Below are 24,729 nucleotides of genomic sequence, written 5' to 3'. Positions count from 1 at the left end.
TTTCTGGTGTTTTTGTTTACTACATAAGCGTGACCTAATATTTTCAACCACATATATGAGCTAATATGCCGACAACGGGTCTTCATTTAGGTTTATCTACACTCTTTATTCGTAAGCAGTTGCTCAGCGAAGAGCAGATAGCTTCCGCTATAGCAAAGTCTCGCCAAAATAAGCAATCTCTAGTCTCTACCATAGTCTCAGAAAAGCTCATTTCTGCACGAGAAATAGCCGAGCTTTGTTACGAAGAATACGGCACTCCCTTGCTAGATCTCGACGAATTCGATGTCGCCAGCATTCCCGAAGACTTCCTCAATAAGAAGCTGATAGAGAAACATAAATGCCTGCCACTGTTTAAGCGGGGCAACCGCCTCTATATCGGCACCTCAGACCCAACTAACATTACCGCCCTGGAAGACTTTCAGTTTAGCGCTGGCCTACATGCCGAAGCCATATTGGTCGAGGATGATAAGCTTACTAAGGCCATAGAGAAGATTCTCGAGGATGACATCTCGGCGCTGGATATCAGCGGCATAGATGAGTCGGCTCTTGCCGATATCGAAGTCGATGACCCCAGTAAGCGTGAGGAAGAGCAAAAAAGCGAAAGCGGTGATGATGCGCCGATCGTCATCTATATCAACAAAATATTGACCGACGCTATACGCAAAGGGGCATCGGATCTGCATTTCGAACCCTATGAGAAACGTTACCGTATACGTTTTCGTATTGACGGTATCTTGCATGAAGTCTCTGAGCCCCCAGTCAATCTTTCAGCCCGAATTTCCGCCCGCCTCAAGGTGATGTCTAAGCTAGATATAGCCGAACGTCGTGTGCCCCAAGACGGCCGCATCAAGATGAAGCTATCGCGCACTAAGTCCATAGACTTTCGTGTCAGTACCTTGCCTACTATCTGGGGCGAGAAGATAGTGATGCGTATTCTGGACTCCTCTTCGGCGCAACTAGGCATCGAGAAGCTGGGTTATGAAGACGATCAGCGCGAGCTGTACGAGGAGATGCTGGAAAAACCTCAGGGTATGATCCTGGTCACTGGCCCTACTGGCTCGGGAAAAACAGTCTCTCTCTATACTGGTCTCAACATACTCAATACCGAAGCTAGAAACATCTCTACCGTCGAAGACCCGGTGGAGATAAACCTCGAAGGGGTCAATCAGGTTCATATCAATCTCAAGGCGGGGCTGACATTTGCCTCTGCATTGCGCTCATTTCTGCGCCAAGATCCCGATGTGGTCATGGTCGGTGAGATTCGAGACTTAGAGACCGCCGAAATTGCTATCAAGGCGGCGCAAACAGGCCACCTGGTATTGTCGACGCTGCACACTAACTCGGCCGCCGAAACACTGACTCGACTCATCAATATGGGCGTTCCTGGATACAACATAGCTAGTTCGGTAAACCTAATCATAGCTCAGCGCCTGTCTCGACGCCTCTGCCCCGAATGTAAGCAAGCAGAAGATATCCCTGAACACGAACTGCAGAGGTTAGGCTTTAAGCAAGCAAACATAGATGAAGGCATCACCACCTATAAACCAGTGGGCTGCGATCTCTGCTCCGGCGGTTACAAGGGCCGGGTCGGCATCTATGAGGTGATGAAGATATCAGATGAGATAGCCCGCATCATCATGGAAGGAGGCAACTCCTTACAGATAGCCACCATGGCCAAAGAAGAAGGCATGCGAGATTTACGAGAGTCGGGGCTACTCAAGGTCATCCATGGTGTCACCAGCATCGCCGAGATCAATCGAGTCACTAGTTTCTAAACTCGACAACTTTATTTTAAGGAAAGGCTATGGCGACAGCAAGCACGATAAAAAAAAGACAGGCGCGAGCTAAGAAATCCAATGTTAATAGCCAGCCTAAGATCTATACCTATGAATGGAAAGGTGTCAACAAAGCCGGTCAAAAGACCTCCGGAGAACTTAAAGGCGCCACGGCCGCAGAAGTCCGTAGTCAGCTAAAAACTCAGGGGGTTAACCCTAAGTCGGTCAAAAAGCAATCCGCCAGTCTTTTCCAATTGGGGGCACCCAAGATAAATGCCATGGATATCGCCATGATCACCCGTCAGATAGCAACTATGCTCTCAGCCGGTGTCCCCTTGGTAACCACTATCGAGATGTTAGGCCGAGGTCATGAGAAGGTCAAGATGCGAGAGCTATTAGGCACTATCTTAAACGATGTCCAAGCCGGTATTCCGCTATCTGATGCATTAAGGCCCCACAGACAATATTTCGATGACTTGTACGTGGATCTGGTGGCCGCCGGTGAGCACTCAGGTTCACTAGATGCCGTGTTCGATCGTGTCGCAACCTACAGGGAGAAAACCGAAGCCTTAAAATCTAAAATTAAGAAGGCCATGTTTTACCCAGCTGCGGTTGTCGTTGTAGCCTTCGGGGTAACAGCCTTACTGTTACTCTTCGTCGTCCCACAGTTTGAGGAAATATTTTCCGGTTTCGGCGCCGAACTGCCAGCCTTTACCCAGTTAGTCATAGGTATTTCTGATGCACTGCAAGCCTCCTGGTATATATTTGCCGTGATAATCATAGTTGCCGTTTTTTTATTTAAACGCGCACACAGAAGTTCCCAGAAGTTTAGAGATCAAGTCGATGCGTCACTACTTAGAATACCGGCTATCGGCCCCATACTGCATAAAGCCGCCATGTCTCGTTTCGCACGCACTTTAGCGACAACCTTCGCCGCAGGTGTCCCCCTTATAGATGGTCTGGAATCTGCCGCCGGCGCCTCGGGAAATGCAGTTTATCGCAAAGCGGTACTAAAGGTCCGTTCCGAAGTGATGGCGGGGATGCAGATGAATGTCGCCATGCGCACCACCAACCTATTTCCCGATATGCTGATCCAGATGGTGATGATAGGTGAAGAGTCTGGTGGACTCGATGGAATGCTCAATAAGGTCGCTAACATTTATGAGATGCAGGTGGATGACGCCGTAGATGGACTTTCTAGCCTGATTGAACCTATCATGATGGTAGTGATCGGTACCTTAGTCGGTGGTTTAATCGTTGCCATGTATCTTCCCATCTTCGAAATGGGTAAGATTATTTAGCATCCATTGCAAGTAACAATCAAGATCAATGAAAGACTCCTAAATAGAAGAAAAAAATAGATGACAGAATTAATCACTATATTAAGCCACAACTTGTGGCTCTTTAGCGCTATAGCCTTTATCTTTGCCGCCGTTATTGGTAGCTTTCTCAATGTGGTCATTCATCGCTTTCCCGTGATGATGAAACGAGAATGGCAGCAAGAATGTAATCAATATCTCAATGAGTATCATAAAGAGCTTATCGATCCCATCTCAAATGAGCTAGAGCGTGCTATCGATGGCTATCCAGAGAAATATAATCTAATTGTACCAGGTTCGGCCTGCCCCAAATGCAAGACAGATATCAAGCCTTGGCATAATTTGCCTGTTATTGGCTGGCTAATGCTGCAAGGAAAGTGCGCCTCATGTAGTTCACCTATTTCTGCACGTTACCCCATCATAGAATTGCTAACTGGATTAGCCGTGGCTTTTCTTGCACTGCACTTCGGTCCAACTTTGGAGTTTGCCTTCGCTACTGTGCTCACTTTCGTACTGATAGCGCTAACAGGTATAGATCTCGACGAGATGTTATTGCCGGACCAACTGACACTCCCTCTGCTATGGCTTGGCTTGATCATTAATCTAGACAGCACCTTTGCCAGCCCAAGCGATGCATTAATTGGCGCAGCAGCTGGCTATTTGAGCCTCTGGAGTGTCTTCTGGGCGTTTAAACTGTTAACAGGTAAGGATGGTATGGGCTATGGTGATTTTAAGCTTTTAGCCGTTTTTGGTGCCTGGTTTGGATGGCAATTACTGCCGCAGATAATCCTGCTGTCATCGATAGTCGGCGCGGTCGTTGGTATCATGCTGATCATCAGTAAAAGGCTCAATAAAGGTAATCCAATTCCTTTTGGTCCCTATATAGCATTAGCGGGCTGGATAGCCATGATCTGGGGTAATAATATCAATACTTGGTATCTATCCACCTTATATAGCTAACGGCGCTTCATTCAATGGTTAAAGATAAGATAATGCCTAAATATTTAATTGGTTTAACTGGCGGTATCGGCAGTGGCAAAACCACAGTCGCCAACCTTTTTGCAGAATTAGGCATCGAATTAGTCGATGCCGATATAGTCGCACGGGATGTGGTGGCAATTGGCACTAGGGGCTTAAATCAAATAGCTAGCCATTTCGGTAAACAGATATTGAACCAAGATGGCAGCTTAGATCGATCCGCCTTAAGAGAAATCATCTTCAATCAGCCGAAAGAGCGAATCTGGGTCAACGGCTTACTACACCCTATGATACGTACAGAGATGCTAAATCAACTAGCAGCTACGTCGTCACCCTACACTATTCTCGTCGCTCCCTTGCTATTTGAGAATGAATTAGATAAGTTAGTAAATCGTACACTTTTGATTGATATTTCACCAAGTCAACAAAGCCAGCGAACCCTTAGTAGGGATGCGGTAACAAGTGAACAAGTAGAAAAAATTATTAGCAGCCAGGCTCCAAGGGCCGAGAAGCTAGCTAAAGCTGATGATGTCATAGACAATCAAGGAGAGATATCAGCGCTCAAAAGCAAAGTAATTGCACTACATAATAATTATTTAAAATGGTCCAATAACTCTTAATAATCACCATGACAGAATTGATCTATGAACAACCTCTAAACGAGAAAACTCGAAGCTACCTTAGGTTGGAGTATCTTGAACAGCAACTGCAAATGAACTTAACACAAGATCATCAAGAACGTTGTTTTCTCCCCCTTTTCTCACTGTGTGAATTAGCAGAGCGCTGCGACTACCGCGGCGAGGTGCTCAAAGACCTCAATAAACAAATTTTGTTACTATCGAATTGGAAAAATCTACCACACATAGATAAACAACAAGTCGATAAATACTTATCTCTCCTGTCCAATGCTAGAGCCGACCTTCAAATGAGTGAAAGGCCAGGTAAGCCACTCAAGCAGAATCGATTCTTAATGGCTCTACGCCAAAGATTCAATATGCCTGGGGCCTGTTGTAATTTCGACCTGCCACAACTCCATTATTGGTTAGCCAAACCTTGGGATACTCGCAGACAAGAATACTCTCAATGGCTAGATACGTTTAGAGTGTTACTAACGCCAATAAGCCTACTATTAGAACTAACCAGATTAACCACTGAGTATACTGATGCCGTGGCAAAAGCTGGCTTCTACCAAGGTACGAGTAATCAGGCGCTGTCATTAATTAGAGTGCAACTAGACTCAAATCAAGGCTGTTACCCTACCATTAGCGGCCACAAAAATAGATACGCTATTCACTTCGTACAATTCGACCAACAAAAACACTCAGATAGAACTATCGAGTTTAAGTTAGCAACCTGCATCTAAAGCCAGTATCATGGTCTGCATATCAAACACCCTTGTTGACTAGCTTAAACCCACAGTTAAAGCTAAGTTTACAGGCGTACCTTGTAGAGATAGATCAATGACAACCTTAGTAAAATGTCCCACTTGCCAAGCAGAAGTTATTTGGAATTCAGAGTCTAAGTTTAGGCCTTTCTGCAGTGATCGCTGTAAGCTAATCGACTTAGGTGACTGGGCATCCGAAAAACATGCAATCCCAGCTAAACCCGAATTTGATCATGAGACTCTGGATGTAGAGGGATATGATGAATCAAGCTTCTTTAAAGAGGATTAACCCAATTGTCGGTCTCGATAGCTAAAACCAAAAGAATACATGTCGCAGTAGGCGTGATAATGAATTCTGATAATCAGATTCTGCTGGCCAAGCGCCTCAACCATCTACACCAAGGTGGAAAATGGGAATTTCCCGGAGGTAAAGTCGAACAAGGGGAGTCTGTGACCCAAGCATTAACCCGAGAGCTGAAAGAGGAAGTTGATTTAACCATCACAGATACAAGCTCCTTGATGACCATCAGCCATGACTACCCAGATAAGCAAGTCCTCTTGGATATCCATTGGGTAACCGGTTTTACGGGAGAAGCTCATGGTATCGAAGGACAACTAGTAAAATGGGTCTCTAAGTTAGATTTGCAGGACTATGACTTCCCTGATGCAAACAAGCCTATTATCGATAAAATTTTAGAACTTGAATCCTAACGCCTGATAAATTACTAGCCTAGATAAAGTCCCCATCTCAAATATGGGGACTGCCACTCACCGCTTATTACTTAAGACTAACTGCCACTTGTGTTGTTAACTCATCGACACCTAGGGATAGTGCCTCTACTTGTGCTGCGAAGCCATCTGCTGCTAATGGCACACTGAATATAAAGGGATGAACAGTTTGCAATTCACCTTTAGCGTCTATCAGCATCCACTCTCCAGCAACTTCTGCAACACCGGTATAAACCCCATTAAACCGATTAATACGGATCTGTAATCTTGGAATACCCGCCGTCGATAGTGTGGATGTTAACTGGGTTGGCCAGAAGCCAGTCTGCTTCTGGCGAAGATCATTAGTAATGCGGCGGGTTAACTGTTTCGATAACCCCTCAGCCCACAAGCTCTGCCGCGCCTCCACTATCTCGGTAGGACTTACCTGATAAACCAACCCCATATCAGCTAAATATGACGCAACGTCAACTGGGGCCACAATCAATAAATTTTGGTCGTTACCGTGATGTGCTGCGCTAGCTGTATTACCGCTTGGCAGCAAGTAAGTGACTAATTCACTAGGGGTACTGCTACATCCTACCATCAAGGTTAAGACTGTAATTACTAACCACTTTTTCATGACTTATGGCCTCCAACAGGAATAGGATCTTTCGCTTTATCATCACCAAAAACCAGAGAGTTTGGTTTTTCGTTTAGCTGACGCAGCACGGGCTGTAACTCTATCATTACTTCCTCAAAACGGCTTAATGCACCTTCAAGATTCTGATATGGCGCTGCATCCGGACCGAAAGCATTTAAGGTTTTTTGAATCTGTTGCAGACTAGTCCGAATATCTCCAGGTAATGATTGAGTATCATTCTGCTTAAGCAAACGATCCAAATCATTGGCTACCCGTTCGGCCGATAGCAATGTCTTCTGAGATACTTTTAACGTTGCCGTCATTGATTTTAAGGTATCTTCAACCGGTAATTTATTGAACTTATGCAGCAGTTCTGTCAACTGCTTTTGTACTTCGGCAAGCTCACCGGTTTTAGTCGGGAATATGTTAAAACCAGCATATTGTCGCGTATTAGGTAATTTTTCACCCTTGTATAAATCGGTACCTATATACAGTGCTCCCGTCAGTAAATTACCCGTTTTTAATGTCGCGCGCAGTCCGCTGTTAAACTCTGTCTCAAAGCTTGCTTGCAGCTCTTCCAAACTACCTTCATCAGAGTGATCATAGATACGACCAAGATCAATACGGACTAATACTGGGATTTCCTTGTTAGAGAAACCTTCTTTACTCGTTGGCAAACGCAAGGGTACTTTTTTTACTGTACCAATTTTGATACCACGATATTCGATTGGAGCACCAACTTTAAGGCCTCGAATAGACTCAGTAAACATCATCACAAAGTCTAAATGTTTCTCATACATTTTCTCGCGATAATCGTGCACACTGTCAAATAAGCGATAATGCACTAGCTGCTCAGTTTGCCTCGACTCAGAGTCACCATCCGGCGTCATAAAGGTAACACCGCCAGTCATTAATGATTCCAGAGAGCCTACGTTAACATTGACTCCTTCCGCATTCATTTGAATATTGAAACCTGAGAGCATCATAAACGCACTATTGGTACGGGCTAGGCTATCGTAGGGTTCAAAGATAAATAACTGGTAGTTTGCAAGTTTACTCTTAATGTCAAAACTAACACTTTCAACCCGGCCCACCGTGAAGCCCTCATACAGTACAGGATCACCCACACCTAGCTTACCAGCGTGATGGCTAGTAAGTATGATCCGCAATCCTTTAGCATCAACAGGCGCAACAGGAGGATTCTCCAAAGCAACAAAATGTTCCCTGTCTTCTTTATCGTCCCCAGGCTGCATTTCAATATAAGCGCCAGAGAGCAAGGTATCTAATCCAGTAATACCACCAGAACCTATACGCGGCTTAACGACCCAAAACGAGGTATCCTCTTTAAGCATTCGGTCACTATCTCTATTCATTTGAGCCGTCACTAAGGTATAACTGTAATCTTCGCTTAACTGGACATTAGTCACGACACCAACATTAACGCTCAATGACTTAATCGCCGTCTTTCCAATCTCTATACCCGAGGCATTAGGCATTCTAATCGTAATGACAGGCCCTTGACTGCTTATGTATTGCACAAACATCCAAATTCCGATTGCTAATGCCAAGATTGGAATGCACCAAACTGCAGATACTTGCTTCAGATTCTGTATTTTAGCCTCAGCCGGCTGGTTATTACTCATAATCTGTTTTCTCATTAATATTCATATTTACTGCTGAATGCTATTCAGCTCCGAAGCTTGCTTACTCTTACCTTTGGCGACCCAAAATAGCCGAGGATCAAAACTCATTGCCGATAGCATGGTAAAAATCACCACAAAAGCAAAACAGATAGCTGCTGGCCCAGGTGAGATCGACATTAAATTATGTAACTGGACCAAAGCGACTAAAATTGCGACAACAAAAATATCGATCATGGACCAGCGACCAATAAATTCAGTCACACGGTACAATCTCATTCGTTTAATCGCGACATAGGAGGAATCATTCGAACGTTTTCTAGCACTATAATAGAGATAAACCAAAGTACACATCTTTGATACGGGGATCAGTACGCTGGCAATGAAGATTACCATGGCAATCGGCCATGAACCCATTTCCCATAGTAAGATGACCCCACCAATAATTGTCGAACCATCACTTTCACCTAAGCTCACGGTATACATCATTGGATAAAGATTGGCCGGAATATAAAATACAATAGAGACCAATAGATAGGCCCATGCATATTGCAGTGAATCCTGGGGGTTATAAGGATGCAAGTGACTTTCACAGCGTAAGCATTTCCCATGATTAGCCGTAGGCATAGGGTTTAGCTGATTGCACATATGGCAAGCAACATGATTATTGCTCAGATGGCTATCCCCCACATCGACGCCTTGAATCGGCTGCATGGGAAAGAATTGCTGCCATAACCATGTTCTATCGACTAACGAAACACACTTAACCACCAAGAAACTATAGATACAAAACGCCCAAAATGAATTACCAAGGCCAATATCTGCAAGTGCAGATATTTTAACCAAACTAATCAGCACTCCAATTAAGAATACATCCACCATTAACCAAGGTTGGATCTTAAATAATACTCGGCAGAGATACTTAACCGCCTTAGGCCTATTAATGCTATGTCCAAGATGTTTTGCATTAGCGGCATGATAATATAAGTACAACATCAATAAGATATAAAGAGCGGGTAAGATTAATACCGTCAGCATTAATAATATAGCGAGTGCACTATTTTCAAAATGTTGAAGTGTTTCTGCAGTATTGAGTAAAGTGATCTCTTGACCCATGCCGTTTACGCTAAACGACATAAATGGAAAAGAAACACTCAAGACCAACATGATCAGGCAGGCTATGCCATAGGCTACGACTCGATGATAGGGTAAGCGGATTTGTTTTATTACTGTATGATCACAGCGAGGACAACTCCCCTTTTGACCGCAACTGAGCTCAGGAATATTCACCACTAAGCCACATTCTTCACACGCGACCATGAATTCATTATCTGATGTTTGTTTAATCGGTTCTGCAATCAACACATATGCACCAGTCTAGAAACGAGCATATATTGTCAACCTTCACAGGCATTTGAGCAAGGAGTTTAACTTCAATGAGATCACACATTTAGATAAAATAGTACACAAAACGTGCCAGCCAGAGCCTGCTTCGAATCCTTTAAAATGTGCCCTGCAGAAATGCTACTTCTTACATCTTATACGTCACAATTTATCCACTTTTTCTATTAGAAAAAACACTCTTACATTAAGACTTAAATCTGTGTTTTGCATGTCTAGCATTCAGCTAATTCGTAGCGAAAAGTTTCTCAATCGTCTAACAGTGGTGCCCAAACTAAGATCTAGTTTGTAGGCCAGAACTAAGAAATCATCAATGGCCTTACTTTGAGATCTTTCAATTCACAGAACTCATGGGCGCGGAGAACAGATATTTCGATGCGACATTAGTAGTTTAGAATAAAAATTAGAGTCGCTTCCAATGGCCCAACATGATATTTCCTGAAGGCCAAACGCAAGGGGGAGGAGAAGTAGAGCTTTGGATGCGCAGCATTCAGCTGCTTTGTAGCGACAGACGACGTAGTTGTCGAACTGAGGGCACCACACTGCGTTAGCAGCTTTGGGCTGCATGTGAAGTAGCTCCTTTGTAGCCTGCAAGCAAGGCGCCTTCCAATGACCCAGCTTCGGGCAAGCCCTTCGCGTTGACTCACAAGGATGTGAGGAATGTAGAAAATGTCTGGAACGTTTTACTACCTACCCATGCATCAAGCTACGACCCACAGGGACGTGGGAAGTGTCGAGATTGCAGGAGAAAATCTCTACCTATCACATAAAAGGAAGCATGCTTCGCATACGCTATTTATGCCCCCCCATGCGAGAAGGTCATTTCAAAAGCTGTTAAACGAAAAATCCCCAACACAAAGTGCAGGGGATTTATCGACTCTCTGTACGAGAAATTAGGTGCTTGGAAATGAGCAACTCTCGTAGTCCGCAAAGTGGACACATGGGGGTGAAATTATGGCACTTTGAGTACGCAATAATTGAACGCGGAGAAACTTAGTTTCGTAGCGGGAGAGCCCGCTCAGCGGCGGGGCGACCGCCATGGATGGCGGAAGTGTCGATATTGAAGGAGCATTTACCGACCGACATCGGGGTAGGAATTCATGCCTTCCTAAGTGGATAAGTCACCTGCCTACATTGACGTGGATATGGGTAATAAAATCTATATTTAAAAACATCCAGACGCAAAAAAGCCACCTTAATAAGGTGGCTTAGTTACTTAATTAGGCGCCTGGAAATGACCTACTCTCGTAGTCCACGGAGTGGACACATGGGGGTGAAATTACGGCGCTTTGAATACACAGTATTCAGCCATAATTGAACGCGGAGAAACTTGATTTCGTAGCGGGGGACCCCGCTCAGCGGCGGGGCGACATCGGGGGTAGGCATTGCACGTACGTGCTTAAGTGGATAAGCCACCTGATATCTGTACCGGTAAGTTCGAGCTAAACAGCCAAAACTTTATTAAATCCCAGACGCAAAAAAGCCACCTTAATAAGGTGGCTTAGTTACTTAATTAGGCGCCTGGAAATGACCTACTCTCACATGGGGAGACCCCACACTACCATCGGCGCGATTGCGTTTCACTTCTGAGTTCGAGATGGGTTCAGGTGGTGCCACAATGCTATGGTTTCCAGACTAATTTGGTAAATTTAGAAAGCTGCCTATTCAGAATCTTTTAAAATATTCTAAATAGCTTTAAATAAAGTAATAATTGGTTCGACTTAAATCAAGTTCGTATTCTTTTGTGCTTGTAAAGTAATCATCATTAACGCTACAAACCCATCTGGGTTGTATGGTTAAGCCTCACGAGTCATTAGTACAGGTTAGCTCAACGCCTCACAACGCTTACACACCCTGCCTATCAACGTCCTAGTCTCGAACGGCTCTTTAGAGGAATTAAATTCCTAGGGATGACTCATCTTAGGACTCGCTTCCCGCTTAGATGCTTTCAGCGGTTATCGATTCCGAACGTAGCTACCGGGCAATGCTATTGGCATAACAACCCGAACACCAGCGGTTCGTCCACTCCGGTCCTCTCGTACTAGGAGCAGCTTCCTTCAATCATCCAACGCCCACGGCAGATAGGGACCGAACTGTCTCACGACGTTCTGAACCCAGCTCGCGTACCACTTTAAATGGCGAACAGCCATACCCTTGGGACCGACTTCAGCCCCAGGATGTGATGAGCCGACATCGAGGTGCCAAACACCGCCGTCGATATGAACTCTTGGGCGGTATCAGCCTGTTATCCCCGGCGTACCTTTTATCCGTTGAGCGATGGCCCTTCCATACAGAACCACCGGATCACTATGACCTACTTTCGTACCTGCTCGACGTGTATGTCTCGCAGTTAAGCTGGCTTATGCCATTGCACTAACCGTACGATGTCCGACCGTACTTAGCCAACCTTCGTGCTCCTCCGTTACTCTTTGGGAGGAGACCGCCCCAGTCAAACTACCCACCAGACACTGTCCTCAACCCCGATTCAGGGGCCTAAGTTAGAACATCAAAACTACAAGGGTGGTATTTCAAGGTTGACTCCACAAAAACTAGCGTCTCTGCTTCAAAGTCTCCCACCTATCCTACACATGTAGGTTCAATGTTCAGTGCCAAGCTATAGTAAAGGTGCACGGGGTCTTTCCGTCTAGCCGCGGGTATACGGCATCTTCACCGCAATTTCAACTTCACTGAGTCTCGGCTGGAGACAGCGTGGCCATCATTACGCCATTCGTGCAGGTCGGAACTTACCCGACAAGGAATTTCGCTACCTTAGGACCGTTATAGTTACGGCCGCCGTTTACCGGGGCTTCGATCATGAGCTTCTCCGAAGATAACCCAATCAATTAACCTTCCGGCACCGGGCAGGCGTCATACCGTATACTTCCTCTTGCGAGTTTGCACAGTACTGTGTTTTTGATAAACAGTTGCAGCCACCTGGTATCTGCGACTCCCGGCAGCTTAGAGAGCAAGTCTCATCACCGCTGGGAGCGTACCTTCTCCCGAAGTTACGGTACCATTTTGCCTAGTTCCTTCAGCCGAGTTCTCTCAAGCGCCTTGGTATTCTCTACCCAACCACCTGTGTCGGTTTGGGGTACGATTCCTACTAACCTGAAGCTTAGAAGATTTTCCTGGAAGCATGGCATCAACTACTTCATCACCTTAGTGACTCGTCATCAGTCCTCAGTCTTGCAATTTAATGCGTATTCCCGGATTTGCCTAAGAATACAACCTACAACCTTAAACGCGGACAACCAACGCCGCGCTAGCCTAGCCTTCTCCGTCTCTCCATCGCAGTTAGTAGAAGTACAGGAATATTAACCTGTTTCCCATCGATTACGCCTTTCGGCCTCACCTTAGGGGTCGACTTACCCTGCCCTGATTAACATTGGACAGGAAACCTTGGTCTTTCGGCGAGGGAGTTTTTCACTCCCTTTATCGTTACTCATGTCAGCATTCGCACTTCTGATACCTCCAGGATGGGTTACCCCTTTCCCTTCAACGGCTTACAGAACGCTCCTCTACCGCTTGCTAGTAAACTAGCAAACCCATAGCTTCGGTGTATTGCTTAGCCCCGTTAAATCTTCCGCGCAGGCCGACTCGACTAGTGAGCTATTACGCTTTCTTTAAAAGATGGCTGCTTCTAAGCCAACTTCCTAGCTGTCTAAGCCTTCCCACATCGTTTCCCACTTAGCAATAACTTTGGGACCTTAGCTGATGGTCTGGGTTGTTTCCCTTTTCACGACGGACGTTAGCACCCGCCGTGTGTCTCCCGAGTAGTACTCATTGGTATTCGGAGTTTGCAAAGGGTTGGTAAGTCGGGATGACCCCCTAGCCTTAACAGTGCTCTACCCCCAATGGTATTCGCTCGAGGCGCTACCTAAATAGCTTTCGAGGAGAACCAGATATCTCCCGGTTTGATTGGCCTTTCACCCCCATCCACAAGTCATCCGCTCATTTTTCAACATAAGTCGGTTCGGTCCTCCAGTTGATGTTACTCAACCTTCAACCTGCCCATGGATAGATCACCGGGTTTCGGGTCTACACCTTGCAACTAAACGCGCAGTTAACACTCGGTTTCCCTACGGCTCCGCTATTCGCTTAACCTCGCTACAAAATGTAAGTCGCTGACCCATTATACAAAAGGTACGCAGTCACGGTCTCAAGAACCGCTCCCACTGCTTGTACGTATACGGTTTCAGGTTCTATTTCACTCCCCTCACAGGGGTTCTTTTCGCCTTTCCCTCACGGTACTGGTTCACTATCGGTCAGTCAGGAGTATTTAGCCTTGGAGGATGGTCCCCCCATGTTCAGACAAGATGTCACGTGTCCCGTCCTACTCGTTTTCATCTATAGTTAGTTTTCATGTACGGGGCTATCACCCTGTGCCGCTGAGCTTTCCAACTCATTCCACTAACACCCTATAGACTTAAGGGCTAATCCCCGTTCGCTCGCCGCTACTAGGGGAATCTCGGTTGATTTCTTTTCCTCCGGGTACTTAGATGTTTCAGTTCCCCGGGTTTGCCTCACATACCTATGTATTCAGTATGTGATACTCACTTATGTGAGTGGGTTTCCCCATTCGGATATCGTTAGCTCAAATGCTTGTTACTAGCTCGCCAACGCTTTTCGCAAGTTACTACGTCCTTCATCGCCTCTGACTGCCAAGGCATCCACCGTATACGCTTAGTCACTTAACCATACAACCCACATAAGTTTGTTGTATCGCAACTAATGGTGTTTACTTTCGCCAAAAGAATACTCTTGAAGCATATTGCTATGCTTCGGCACTTGATTTAAGTGTTTGAGAACTCAATTATTTATTTATTTTTCGCGCTAATGCTATTAATAACAACTTACAAGTAAGTCATTATCCCTTTCGCATTAACACTATCAGCTTTCCAAATTTTTAAAGAACAAACAACACCGTAAAGGTGCGTTTCTCGCTCTAACAAGAACAAGTTATCTGTGTGAACACTCAGCAAATATTGAGTTAGTCGTATAGGTAAGGAGGTGATCCAGCCCCAGGTTCCCCTAGGGCTACCTTGTTACGACTTCACCCCAGTCATGAACCACACCGTGGTAAACGCCCTCCCCGAAGGGTTAAGCTATCTACTTCTGGTGCAGCCCACTCCCATGGTGTGACGGGCGGTGTGTACAAGGCCCGGGAACGTATTCACCGTGACATTCTGATTCACGATTACTAGCGATTCCGACTTCACGGAGTCGAGTTGCAGACTCCGATCCGGACTACGACCGGCTTTGTGGGATTAGCTTGACCTCGCGGCGTTGCGACCCTCTGTACCGACCATTGTAGCACGTGTGTAGCCCTACTCGTAAGGGCCATGATGACTTGACGTCGTCCCCACCTTCCTCCGGTTTATCACCGGCAGTCTCCCTAAAGTTCCCACCATTACGTGCTGGCAAATAAGGATAAGGGTTGCGCTCGTTGCGGGACTTAACCCAACATTTCACAACACGAGCTGACGACAGCCATGCAGCACCTGTCTCATAGTTCCCGAAGGCACCAAGCTATCTCTAGCGAGTTCTATGGATGTCAAGAGTAGGTAAGGTTCTTCGCGTTGCATCGAATTAAACCACATGCTCCACCGCTTGTGCGGGCCCCCGTCAATTCATTTGAGTTTTAACCTTGCGGCCGTACTCCCCAGGCGGTCTACTTAATGCGTTAGCTTGGGAACCCAGTGTTCAAGACACCAAATTCCGAGTAGACATCGTTTACGGCGTGGACTACCAGGGTATCTAATCCTGTTTGCTCCCCACGCTTTCGTACCTGAGCGTCAGTCTTTGTCCAGGGGGCCGCCTTCGCCACCGGTATTCCTTCAGACCTCTACGCATTTCACCGCTACACCTGAAATTCTACCCCCCTCTACAAGACTCTAGTTTGCCAGTTCAAAATGCAATTCCCAGGTTGAGCCCGGGGCTTTCACATCTTGCTTAACAAACCGCCTGCGTACGCTTTACGCCCAGTAATTCCGATTAACGCTTGCACCCCTCGTATTACCGCGGCTGCTGGCACGAAGTTAGCCGGTGCTTCTTCTGCGAGTAACGTCACAGTAAGCAGTTATTAACTACCTACCTTTCCTCCTCGCTGAAAGTGCTTTACAACCCGAAGGCCTTCTTCACACACGCGGCATGGCTGCATCAGGCTTTCGCCCATTGTGCAATATTCCCCACTGCTGCCTCCCGTAGGAGTCTGGACCGTGTCTCAGTTCCAGTGTGGCTGATCATCCTCTCAGACCAGCTAGGGATCGTCGCCTTGGTAAGCCATTACCTTACCAACTAGCTAATCCCACCTAGGTACATCCAATCGCGAAAGGCCCGAAGGTCCCCTCCTTTCCCCCGTAGGGCGTATGCGGTATTAGCAGTCGTTTCCAACTGTTATCCCCCTCGACTGGGCAGTTCCCTAGGCATTACTCACCCGTCCGCCGCTCGACAGCAAAGTAGCAAGCTACTTTCTGTTTCCGCTCGACTTGCATGTGTTAGGCCTGCCGCCAGCGTTCAATCTGAGCCATGATCAAACTCTTCAATTAAAGTTCTTTGTTTTACTCGGTTAAGAGCAAAACGGCTCAACGAATTATACTGTTTTTCAAAAGTCCAAAGACTCTCGAAGTTTACATATTGCTATGGTCACTCAGCTTCTCTTCGAAAAGAGATTCGTCGAGTTAAATTTTTGATTGCTTCCTAAGAAGCAATTTCGAATAACTCAACACCTGTGAGTGTCCACACAGATTTCTTGTTTTGTATTGTTAAAGAACGTGGTGCTAAGTAGCACCGCCGTTGACGCTAGGTCGAAGGCTTTTTACTTACTGACCAAGGCTATTCGTCTTGGCTAGGGAGGCGTATTCTACACTCTCCGTGGTTGGCGTCAAGGGCTTTTAAATATTTAATTCTTATCGTTTAAAACGAAGGAAAAAACTAAGCTAACTTGTTGCCCTAACTCGACCCTGTCTTACTATAAGTCTTACTCAACTTAATGTTTAGTAGGACTGGTTTGCCGTGTCAGTGGATGCGCATTATAGGGATATCAGCCCAGAGCACAAGGGCTATTTAGACAAAAACAAACATATTTTAAAAACAGTGATTTAAGCACAAGTTACCCCCAGATTTATCCACATATTAGCTAAGAACGGCTAAAATACAGGCTTAACACGAGTAATTGGCTATACAGGGTCTTGATGTATGATGACTTCAGCATCAGAAAATGCCTCTCTTATTCTTGCTTCGGTCTTATCAGCGATGACATGCGCCTCTCTTAAGCTAAGTGAACCATCCAGTTCTAAATGGCATTGAATAAATGTGGTCTTGCCGGATTCTCGGGTTCTTAAATCATGGATGCCTTTCACTTGTGGGTCTTGTTGAGCCAACTCAATAATCTTTAGCCGAGTATCATCATCTAGCTCTCTATCGAGTAGAGACTGAATTGAGCGATAACCTAAACCCAAAGCTTGTTGACCTATAAAAATTGCAATAAGAATTGCAAACAAGCCATCAGCCCACCACCAGCCATATTGTGAAAGCACTAAGGCTACTAATACTGCAGCATTTAAGTATAGATCTGATTTATAGTGAAGTGCGTCGGCCTCTACGATAGTGCTAGATGTAGCGGCTAAGGCTTTCTTCTGCAGAACAACTAAGGCAAAGGTTAAGATAATCGCAATTATAGAGACCACAACGCCCAGCATGGCGTGATGCACGGGTGTTGGGTTAATTAAACGGTCCCCACCATGAAAAAGTAGTAAAAATGCTGAACCTAAGATAAATGCAGACTGAGCTAATGCCGCTAATGGCTCTGCTTTACCATGACCATATCTATGATCTTGATCTGCGGGGACTATGGCATATCGAATTGCGATGAAATTAACTATGGATGCGAGCGCATCGGCAAATGAATCTGTCAATGAGGCTAGCATGCTCGCAGAACCTGAGTACATCCAGGCTGCCATTTTGATAATGATAAGGGTCAAAGCTGTAGCCACGGCTGCGCGGCTAGCCAACTTGACCCAAAAATCGTATTGGGAAGTTTGATTCATGAAATCATATTTCTACTATATATAGCCATTAACTCTTGTTAAGAATAGCAAGCAGGGGAAGCATATGACCTCAAGTGTATATCAATACATAGGTAAAAACCGATGACTAGTGCCCAGCTTTACGTTCGCCTTTACGTGAATGGCCTTTTTCAAAGTTATCTTTGAACTGCTCTTGTTGCTTAGGAGTAAGTAGCTTATATACCTTGTGCTGAACTTTCATCCCCTCTAACTTCTTATATTTAATTTTATCTTGTCTCACTTGCATCAGCTTCTGGGCTTTAGTCTCATCGAAGTTATCGGCTGTGATCAAGTTTAAGAACTCGGCCTTCTTGGCTTGACGCTCTTCCTTGCTAGGATGATTCGCTTTCATTGCAGACTTTTGCTTTTTCATCAGCAACTTAATTTCTGACTTCTGCTCATCGGTCAAATCTAGACCTTTAAACATTTGACCCATACCACCATGGTGAGCCAAACGCTCGCTCTTCATATGATGCTGAGCTTCGTCTTGTCCATTTTCCGCATATACCGCCGATGTAATAAGAGCCGTGCTTGCTACAATTGCGAGTAAACTTGCTTTCAATGTATTCTTTTTCATTTCACTGACCTCTATTTGGGATTGGTTATTTCACGTCATTCAACACCATCCAGTTTAGCGAGTTCAATGTAAGTCAGGGTTTGTCCAAGGTAAATCACTGTAAATTTTTTTAATTTTTATATTTCAATTTCTGCTTTAAGCGACCTCTATTGCAATCTTTACTTAGACTTACATTGATAAACTGCAATTGACATCCAAAAAGGTATACTCATCTTGTTAGCATATTGATTTAAGGCAAAGAGACATATGAACCATCTGTTACTGATAGACGATGACTTGGGCTTGTCGGAATTATTAGCGCAACTGCTAGAATTGGAAGGCTTCGAGCTAACACTCGCTCATGATGGACAATCTGGTTTAGATCTGGCTCTAGAGAAAGATTACGACTTGATCCTTCTCGATGTCATGCTGCCAAAACTAAATGGTTTCGAGGTGTTAAAATCTCTTAGGGCTAACAAGCAAACGCCGGTGCTAATGCTCACAGCCCGCGGTGATGAGATTGATAGAGTTGTTGGACTCGAGATAGGAGCCGACGATTACTTGCCTAAGCCTTTCAACGATAGAGAGCTAGTCGCACGTATCAAGGCCATTATTCGTCGTAGCCATATTTTACCCAACGACAAACAATCCTGTTTGCATGAATATGGCGATATCAAGCTAGATCCGAGTCGTCACGAAGTCTATTGCCAAGACCAGCTTGTCATACTTACCGGAACTGAGTTTGGTTTGCTATTTGAGATGATACAAAATGCAGGTGACTTGATAAGCAAAGAGAGCTTGAGTGAGAAAGTACTCAATAAGAAGCTTATGCCATTCGACAGAAGCTTAGATATGCATCTCTCTAATCTACGTAAGAAACTGCCTGAACGTATGGATGGCAGGCCTAGAGTAAAGACGATTCGTGGCAAAGGCTATATCTGGCTACCCTAATGACAATGAGTAAACTCCCCAATCGCATTTTTATTAAATTATTACTCGGCTTCTGGCTCTGTAGCTCCTTGATCATAGCCATTGTTGGCCTGCTACCTTTATTGCAGCAAAGCCATGACAGAGCACCGCTTCCTCATCATCTTTCAAAGTTGCTAATTAAGGTTGCCGACCGGGTAAGTGTACACTTGGAAGACAATAGCCAAACTATTAATACCCATAGATTCAAACGCCTCACCCACATCAGAGATATAAACAACAAACCTGTCCGTTTCTATATCGTCGATCATCAGGGTAGGGTCATTAACTCACACCAGGTGTCCCGAAGCCTGCGCCGCTTCATGCTGATGGCAGATGAGGCTGAGCGCCCCATGACACATCAATTTAAGAGTGAATTGATCTTTGGCCCCTATAAGTTTGATGCCAAGGGAGAGCAATACTCAATATATGGCAGACTAGCCGATCACCATCCGAGACCTTGGTTTTTCTTCTTCGCAGAGAATAAACTGCTGACATTGAGCTTAGCCATCATGCTCTCAGGACTCTTATGTGGTCTGCTCGCCTGGCATCTGGGCAAACCACTGCGTACATTGAGATTAAGCGCCGATGCACTTGCAGCCGGAGATTTAACCAGCCGTGTCGACCAGGCTACGATTAATCGCAAAGACGAAATTGGTCAGCTAGCTTATGCCTTCAATAGCATGGCCGACTCCATCGAAAATATGCTTCAGAGTCAGCAAAGGTTAATCAGTGATATTTCTCATGAGCTAAGAACACCTCTAACCAGGCTTCAATTAGCCTTGGCTCTCGCTCGGAAGAAGGGTCAGGAATCAGCCGAAACTGAACGTATCGGTTATGAAGCAGAGCAATTAGAGTTGATGATTGCAGAACTGCTTGAACTATCGAAAGTAAAACTCAACGCCCATGAGAGCAAACTTAGCCTAGGTTTAGCTGAAATCTTGGGACAGGTTCTAGATGATGCCGATTTTGAAGCCGAGCAACAAGGTAAATCACTATCGATAAACATAGATGAGGAGATAAAACTCCCTCTCTATCCTAGGCCTCTGTCCCGTGCCATCGAAAACCTGTTACGTAACGCCATCCGATACGCTAATACTCACGTAGAGATCAAGGTATCCGAGTCCATCACCAGTATCATCATTGAGATTATCGATGACGGACCCGGCATCGAAAATGAACAAGATCTTGAGGCCATATTTAAGCCTTTCTACCGTCCTCAATCGGCACGAGAACGTGAATCTGGTGGGTGGGGGTTAGGATTGGCTATCGCCGAAGCTGCAGTAACGGCACATAAAGGCAGTATAGTGGCAAAAAATGCCATCTCCCAGGGACTCAATGTGACCATAGTTTTACCCAGAGCCTAAACAAGCTGAAAGACAAGCGCTGAATATGTAGGCCTGTTAGGCTGTAGCACATAACCTGTAAACGATTACTCATTCGATATGGAACTAGAAGACATCTACCGACAAGATCTGAGTTTGCTTATCGCATTACAGATCTTGGTTGAAGAGTGCAGCGTGACCCAAGCGGCTAAACGCCTACACTTGAGTCAGTCAGCCACCAGCAGGATATTGGCCAGATTGCGCGACATGCTCAATGACCCTCTATTTACTCGTGTCGGGCAAAAATTAGTACCGACACAATTCGCTCTCGATTGCTATTCGCAGTTACAGCAACCTACAGGGCAATTGATAGCGCTACTGACTCCCAAAGAGTTTATCCCCAGTGAGTGTCAGCAAAAATTCACCATAGCCGCCACCGACTATGCAATGCAGGCACTCGTGCCTTTCGTGTTACCGGCAATCTATAGTAAAGCCCCCAACATCAAGCTAGAGATAATCCCGGTTCACCATAGAGAATTACAATCACAATTAAGCCAACAAGAAGCCGACTTAGCTATCTGCCGGCCAATCAGTCAGACCCAGCAGCTCAATCAAAAATATCTCGGTAAAGTCGGAGTTAGTTGCCTGTTATCACCCGAGCATCCCTTGGCGGATTCGACGCTCACATTAACGGATTACTTGTTCTTTCCCCACGCAACCATAGCTATCAGCGATGGCGTTAAGGCTCTGCTTGATTCAGCTATCGCAACTGCCGAGCGCAATGAACTATTGAGAACTTCCCATCTAGACAGCGCACTTGCCTTATTGAATTTCCACCCTTTGATAATCACCTTACCTGAGGGTATGGCAGAGCTTGCTGCATCCAAACATAGACTCAGGCTAAAACCTCTCCCCTTCGATATTCCTTCACTGGACTACAAGCTGTTCTGGCACTCAAGATCTGAGCTGGATAAGGCGCATAAGTGGTTAAGGGAAGAGATAACGGCTTCAATTCGTCAGTTATTGAAACAGTAATCTCAATCGAGACGGTTATAACCAGACAATAAAAAGCCCCGTGAATACGAGGCTTTTATAGCTAAGTTCTAAAGTTAAATTTTAACTAAGACTCGCCCTGTCACTTGGCCTTTCACTATCTTATCGGCGTAGCCTGCGACCTCATCCAGACCTATGGTCTGAGCGGCTTGCTGATAATAGCTTTCAGGCAAGAGCTCTATGACTCGCTCCCAGGCTGCTTGACGCTTTTCCAAGGGGCATGAAACCGAGTCGATACCCAGTAGACTTACACCCCGTAAAATAAATGGCATAACCGTCGTGGGCAGTGCAAAACCACCCGCAAGACCACAAATAGCCGCGGCGCCACCGTAATTCATCTGAGCCAGAGCCGTTGCCAACACTTTATTGCCTACGGTATCTACGATACCCGCCCAACGTTGCTTTTCTAACGGTCTGGAATCTTGCTCCAGCTCGCTACGATCTATCACTTCACTGGCTCCGAGTGACAGTAATAGCTCGCTATTTTGCTCTACTCGTCCAGAACTTGCTACAACCTTATAGCCCAATCGAGCCAACAGAGATATGGCAACAGAGCCGACCCCACCACTCGCACCGGTCACCAATATTGCGCCGGACTCAGGTGTGATATTGGCATCTTGTAGCGCCTGCACGCATAACATGGCAGTTAAACCCGCAGTACCTATCATCATGGCCTTTTGCTCATCACAAGCTTGCGGCATAGGCACTAGCCAGTCGGCTTTTACCCGAGATTTTTCGGCCATGCCACCCCAGTGATTCTCACCCACTCCCCAGCCGGTTAAGATCACTTGATCACCCTTTTTGTAACGCGGATCCCTAGAATCACAAACCACGCCAGCAAAGTCGATACCCGGTACCATGGGAAAATTACGGATAAGACGGCCTGTACCTGTTACAGCCAGACCATCCTTATAGTTCAACGATGAATAAGCGACATCGACTAACACCTCACCTTCAGGCAGATCAGACTCTTGGATCTGAATGATGTTTGCTAGGGTTTTTTTACCTTCTTGAGTTAAGACCAGTGCTTTGAACATGATGAACTCCTCTGAAATAATGCAGCCAGCATAAAGCAAAATGAATCATGCTTAAATTGCATATTTTGCATATATCACATGCATGAAAGACATAATCATGCCTCAAACGCTAGGCTACAAGCCCAAGCTTCTACAAACCGAGCAGGGCTCACGAAAAAACAAGATTGAGCCCACTCACATGGGATTTTTTCTGGCCGGCTTTATGTCATAATTACACTTCATTATTATTTTAGGCAGATCAGCATGTTTCATATCGCACTCTATGAGCCCGAAATCGCTCCCAATACAGGTAATATCATACGTCTCTGCGCCAACAATGGTTGCCAACTGCATTTAATTGAGCCATTAGGATTCGATCTCGAAGAGAAGAAGTTACGCCGTGCAGGATTAGATTATGCCGATCTCACCTGCGTTACTCGATATAAAGACTTTCCAAGCTTCCTCGAGGCTATGGACGGAAAGCGCATCATGGCTTGCACCACTAAGGGTAGCCGCCCTCATAGCGAACTCAGTTTCAAGAAGGATGATGTACTCTTGTTTGGACCGGAAACTCGCGGACTTCCAATGGAAATAATCGAATCTCTGCCAACGAGTCAAAGACTCAAGATCCCCATGGCAGGAATGAGCAGAAGCCTGAATCTTTCCAACGCCGTCGCTATCATCAGCTATGAAGCCTGGCGCCAGATTGGCTTCGAAGGGGCATTATAGGCAGCTGAAAACTTCTAGTTTCTAGGATTTTCAGCCAGGGAAACAGGCATCATATCTATGCCACGATAGAAGAGATAACGATCGGTATCGTCATCCAGATATTGAACGTTTTGCAGCCAGAGCCAGCCATTACCTTTAGGCTCAAACCTAAGTTGAATCAATGCGGGGCGTTTATTCAACTCCCCCTCTCCTAACAAGGTATAACTGCCATATTGGCGATATAGACTAAAGCTTTGAGACTTATCCTCATTGACCCCATCGAAGTAAATAAGAAAAGCAGACTCGCCTCTGCGTCTAAACCACCAGGTTTCACTGAGGTTATGATTTGCATTACTACTGACTGACACCAATAACTGTTGTTGATCTGCAGAACAGATAGCCTGGACTGAAACCTGGGTTGGATGTTGCTTCAGTTTCGCTGCACTACCTTGCCAATGGCCCGCTAGTGCCGTGCAAAAATTACCGAAGTTAGCCTTCTCGGCCCAAGATAGCTGGGGAATAAATACGCACAAGGCTATCGCACATGAAACAAAATTCAGTCTAAAATAGCTCGATATCATCTTGGGGGGTAACTTGATGTTGATCCTTATAAAGCTTCAAGGCTTCATGTACCGGGATTCCTTGTAATACAAGATTGAACATTTTTCTTTCACAATCAAGTGAATAGCTAGCTTCTATCTCTTCTTGAAGCTTTTCCCAGGCCTCGGGGGAAATCCTCTGCTTCTGACTACTCAGAAGCTCTTCCATCAAAGCCAGTCCCATTATCACGTGCTGTAGGCGCTGGGTAACGCGATCATAGAATTGGAATGCTACCACTCCTTCGTTTACCGCTGCTGCTAGGTTCTCACCATGAACCAATACCTCTTCCGGAGTGTCATCTAGCTGGTTTATATAGCTATTCATCCCTTCTAAATGCCTGGCCATATCGGTGAAAAGGGCGCCTAATGAAGTTACATTATGCTCGCCATCGGTCAAAGATAGTTCTATTTGGGCCATGGCTAACAACAATACCTTGATGGTTTCTTGAATATGACACCAATCCACATCGGCATCACTTAAAGGCTGCTCAAGCTTGCTGGTCCTTGCATTACTTATTGCCATCTCGACCCTCCTGGTCTTAATACCCTGTAAGCATCAAGTGTAGGACAGAGAAAACAAAGCTGCTGCAAGAAA

The 24,729-nt window shown here is 45.5% G+C and carries 19 protein-coding genes and 3 rRNA genes; 11 read left to right on the top strand and 11 right to left on the bottom strand.

All coding sequences use genetic code 11. From position 1 onward, the window contains the following. Positions 1-65: 65 nt before the first annotated feature. The 7 genes from pilB (at position 66) to mutT (ending at position 6,167) form a co-directional block, all read left to right on the top strand. Positions 66-1,775 carry a type IV-A pilus assembly ATPase PilB gene (pilB, locus tag SVI_RS01235; RefSeq protein ID WP_013049543.1) on the top strand — a complete coding sequence of 570 codons (1,710 nt, stop codon included), beginning with the start codon at positions 66-68 and terminating at the stop codon, positions 1,773-1,775. 29 nt (positions 1,776-1,804) lie between these two features. Further along, positions 1,805-3,076, top strand: coding sequence for a type II secretion system F family protein (locus tag SVI_RS01230; protein WP_013049542.1), 1,272 nt, complete (start codon positions 1,805-1,807; stop codon positions 3,074-3,076). Positions 3,077-3,136: 60 nt separating this feature from the next. Then, positions 3,137-4,054, top strand: a complete 918-nt coding sequence (locus SVI_RS01225; RefSeq protein ID WP_013049541.1) for a prepilin peptidase — start codon at positions 3,137-3,139, stop codon at positions 4,052-4,054. 32 nt (positions 4,055-4,086) lie between these two features. Continuing rightward, the gene (coaE, locus tag SVI_RS01220; RefSeq protein WP_013049540.1) at positions 4,087-4,692 is read left to right on the top strand and encodes a dephospho-CoA kinase; all 606 of its coding nucleotides are present in this window, start codon (positions 4,087-4,089) and stop codon (positions 4,690-4,692) included. An 8-nt stretch (positions 4,693-4,700) separates the two neighbouring features. Beyond that, positions 4,701-5,435, top strand: a complete 735-nt coding sequence (zapD, locus tag SVI_RS01215) for a cell division protein ZapD (RefSeq protein WP_013049539.1) — start codon at positions 4,701-4,703, stop codon at positions 5,433-5,435. Positions 5,436-5,532: 97 nt separating this feature from the next. After that, entirely contained in the window at positions 5,533-5,745 is a 213-nt protein-coding gene (gene yacG, locus SVI_RS01210) for a DNA gyrase inhibitor YacG (protein ID WP_013049538.1), read from the top strand. Between the two features lie 5 nt (positions 5,746-5,750). Continuing rightward, positions 5,751-6,167 (top strand): 8-oxo-dGTP diphosphatase MutT, encoded by a 417-nt coding sequence (gene mutT, locus SVI_RS01205; RefSeq protein ID WP_013049537.1) that lies wholly within the window; start codon positions 5,751-5,753, stop codon positions 6,165-6,167. Positions 6,168-6,234: 67 nt separating this feature from the next. Here mutT and SVI_RS01200 read toward each other — a convergent pair whose 3' ends face one another. From SVI_RS01200 to SVI_RS01165, 8 genes are all read right to left on the bottom strand, one after another. Next, positions 6,235-6,804: a PqiC family protein gene (locus SVI_RS01200; RefSeq protein WP_013049536.1), complete on the bottom strand. Its 570-nt coding sequence runs from the start codon at positions 6,802-6,804 to the stop codon at positions 6,235-6,237. Next, entirely contained in the window at positions 6,801-8,447 is a 1,647-nt protein-coding gene (gene pqiB, locus SVI_RS01195; protein WP_041420162.1) for an intermembrane transport protein PqiB, read from the bottom strand. The genes SVI_RS01200 and pqiB overlap by 4 nt, the downstream gene beginning before the upstream one ends. Before the next feature lie 27 nt (positions 8,448-8,474). After that, positions 8,475-9,809 carry a paraquat-inducible protein A gene (locus tag SVI_RS01190; protein ID WP_231847756.1) on the bottom strand — a complete coding sequence of 445 codons (1,335 nt, stop codon included), beginning with the start codon at positions 9,807-9,809 and terminating at the stop codon, positions 8,475-8,477. A gap of 1,555 nt (positions 9,810-11,364) precedes the next feature. Continuing rightward, positions 11,365-11,480, bottom strand: a 5S ribosomal RNA gene (gene rrf / locus SVI_RS01185). A 157-nt stretch (positions 11,481-11,637) separates the two neighbouring features. Continuing rightward, positions 11,638-14,542, bottom strand: a 23S ribosomal RNA gene (locus SVI_RS01180). Between the two features lie 306 nt (positions 14,543-14,848). Next, positions 14,849-16,393 (bottom strand): 16S ribosomal RNA (locus tag SVI_RS01175). The 16S, 23S and 5S rRNA genes sit together here, the layout of an rRNA operon. Positions 16,394-17,023: 630 nt before the next feature. Continuing rightward, positions 17,024-17,893 (bottom strand): cation efflux pump FieF, encoded by an 870-nt coding sequence (fieF, locus tag SVI_RS01170; RefSeq protein WP_013049532.1) that lies wholly within the window; start codon positions 17,891-17,893, stop codon positions 17,024-17,026. 106 nt (positions 17,894-17,999) lie between these two features. Next, on the bottom strand, positions 18,000-18,488 hold the full coding sequence (locus SVI_RS01165; protein WP_041419558.1) for a Spy/CpxP family protein refolding chaperone: 489 nt from the start codon (positions 18,486-18,488) through the stop codon (positions 18,000-18,002). A 246-nt stretch (positions 18,489-18,734) separates the two neighbouring features. On the opposite strand from SVI_RS01165, the gene SVI_RS01160 reads away from it, so the two are divergent. From SVI_RS01160 to SVI_RS01150, 3 genes are all read left to right on the top strand, one after another. Continuing rightward, the gene (locus SVI_RS01160) at positions 18,735-19,418 is read left to right on the top strand and encodes a response regulator (protein WP_013049530.1); all 684 of its coding nucleotides are present in this window, start codon (positions 18,735-18,737) and stop codon (positions 19,416-19,418) included. Next, positions 19,418-20,800, top strand: coding sequence for an ATP-binding protein (locus SVI_RS01155; protein ID WP_013049529.1), 1,383 nt, complete (start codon positions 19,418-19,420; stop codon positions 20,798-20,800). The genes SVI_RS01160 and SVI_RS01155 overlap by 1 nt, the downstream gene beginning before the upstream one ends. A 78-nt stretch (positions 20,801-20,878) precedes the next feature. Continuing rightward, entirely contained in the window at positions 20,879-21,793 is a 915-nt protein-coding gene (locus SVI_RS01150) for a LysR family transcriptional regulator (protein WP_013049528.1), read from the top strand. Between the two features lie 74 nt (positions 21,794-21,867). On the opposite strand, the gene acuI is transcribed toward SVI_RS01150, so the two are convergent. Next, positions 21,868-22,848: an acrylyl-CoA reductase (NADPH) gene (acuI, locus tag SVI_RS01145; protein WP_013049527.1), complete on the bottom strand. Its 981-nt coding sequence runs from the start codon at positions 22,846-22,848 to the stop codon at positions 21,868-21,870. 243 nt (positions 22,849-23,091) lie between these two features. On the opposite strand from acuI, the gene SVI_RS01140 reads away from it, so the two are divergent. After that, a complete protein-coding gene (locus tag SVI_RS01140; protein ID WP_013049526.1) occupies positions 23,092-23,556 on the top strand; it encodes a tRNA (cytidine(34)-2'-O)-methyltransferase in 465 nt (154 codons plus the stop codon). A gap of 14 nt (positions 23,557-23,570) precedes the next feature. On the opposite strand, the gene SVI_RS01135 is transcribed toward SVI_RS01140, so the two are convergent. Beyond that, positions 23,571-24,116 (bottom strand): hypothetical protein, encoded by a 546-nt coding sequence (locus SVI_RS01135; protein ID WP_013049525.1) that lies wholly within the window; start codon positions 24,114-24,116, stop codon positions 23,571-23,573. Continuing rightward, complete coding sequence (locus SVI_RS01130) at positions 24,097-24,657, bottom strand: hypothetical protein (protein WP_013049524.1); 561 nt, start codon at positions 24,655-24,657, stop codon at positions 24,097-24,099. The genes SVI_RS01135 and SVI_RS01130 overlap by 20 nt, the downstream gene beginning before the upstream one ends. Between the last annotated feature and the right edge of the window lie 72 nt (positions 24,658-24,729).

The organism is Shewanella violacea DSS12, assembly GCF_000091325.1.
In the GTDB taxonomy this organism is placed as follows: Bacteria; Pseudomonadota; Gammaproteobacteria; order Enterobacterales; family Shewanellaceae; genus Shewanella; species Shewanella violacea.
The sequence above is the reverse complement of the archived record's forward strand: the minus strand, read 5'-3'. Positions and strand labels throughout refer to the sequence as shown.

Excerpts from the sequence above, each read along its gene's own strand:
- SVI_RS01130 (WP_013049524.1), bottom strand. The coding sequence starts at position 24,657 with ATGGCAATAAGTAATGCAAGGACCAGCAAGCTTGAGCAGCCTTTAAGT.
- zapD (WP_013049539.1), top strand. The coding sequence starts at position 4,701 with ATGACAGAATTGATCTATGAACAACCTCTAAACGAGAAAACTCGAAGC.
- SVI_RS01165 (WP_041419558.1), bottom strand. The coding sequence starts at position 18,488 with ATGAAAAAGAATACATTGAAAGCAAGTTTACTCGCAATTGTAGCAAGC.
- coaE (WP_013049540.1), top strand. The coding sequence starts at position 4,087 with ATGCCTAAATATTTAATTGGTTTAACTGGCGGTATCGGCAGTGGCAAA.
- pqiB (WP_041420162.1), bottom strand. The coding sequence starts at position 8,447 with ATGAGTAATAACCAGCCGGCTGAGGCTAAAATACAGAATCTGAAGCAA.
- fieF (WP_013049532.1), bottom strand. The coding sequence starts at position 17,893 with ATGAATCAAACTTCCCAATACGATTTTTGGGTCAAGTTGGCTAGCCGC.
- SVI_RS01200 (WP_013049536.1), bottom strand. The coding sequence starts at position 6,804 with ATGAAAAAGTGGTTAGTAATTACAGTCTTAACCTTGATGGTAGGATGT.
- SVI_RS01135 (WP_013049525.1), bottom strand. The coding sequence starts at position 24,116 with ATGATATCGAGCTATTTTAGACTGAATTTTGTTTCATGTGCGATAGCC.
- SVI_RS01160 (WP_013049530.1), top strand. The coding sequence starts at position 18,735 with ATGAACCATCTGTTACTGATAGACGATGACTTGGGCTTGTCGGAATTA.
- SVI_RS01140 (WP_013049526.1), top strand. The coding sequence starts at position 23,092 with ATGTTTCATATCGCACTCTATGAGCCCGAAATCGCTCCCAATACAGGT.
- SVI_RS01155 (WP_013049529.1), top strand. The coding sequence starts at position 19,418 with ATGACAATGAGTAAACTCCCCAATCGCATTTTTATTAAATTATTACTC.
- pilB (WP_013049543.1), top strand. The coding sequence starts at position 66 with ATGCCGACAACGGGTCTTCATTTAGGTTTATCTACACTCTTTATTCGT.
- SVI_RS01230 (WP_013049542.1), top strand. The coding sequence starts at position 1,805 with ATGGCGACAGCAAGCACGATAAAAAAAAGACAGGCGCGAGCTAAGAAA.
- yacG (WP_013049538.1), top strand. The coding sequence starts at position 5,533 with ATGACAACCTTAGTAAAATGTCCCACTTGCCAAGCAGAAGTTATTTGG.
- acuI (WP_013049527.1), bottom strand. The coding sequence starts at position 22,848 with ATGTTCAAAGCACTGGTCTTAACTCAAGAAGGTAAAAAAACCCTAGCA.
- SVI_RS01225 (WP_013049541.1), top strand. The coding sequence starts at position 3,137 with ATGACAGAATTAATCACTATATTAAGCCACAACTTGTGGCTCTTTAGC.
- SVI_RS01150 (WP_013049528.1), top strand. The coding sequence starts at position 20,879 with ATGGAACTAGAAGACATCTACCGACAAGATCTGAGTTTGCTTATCGCA.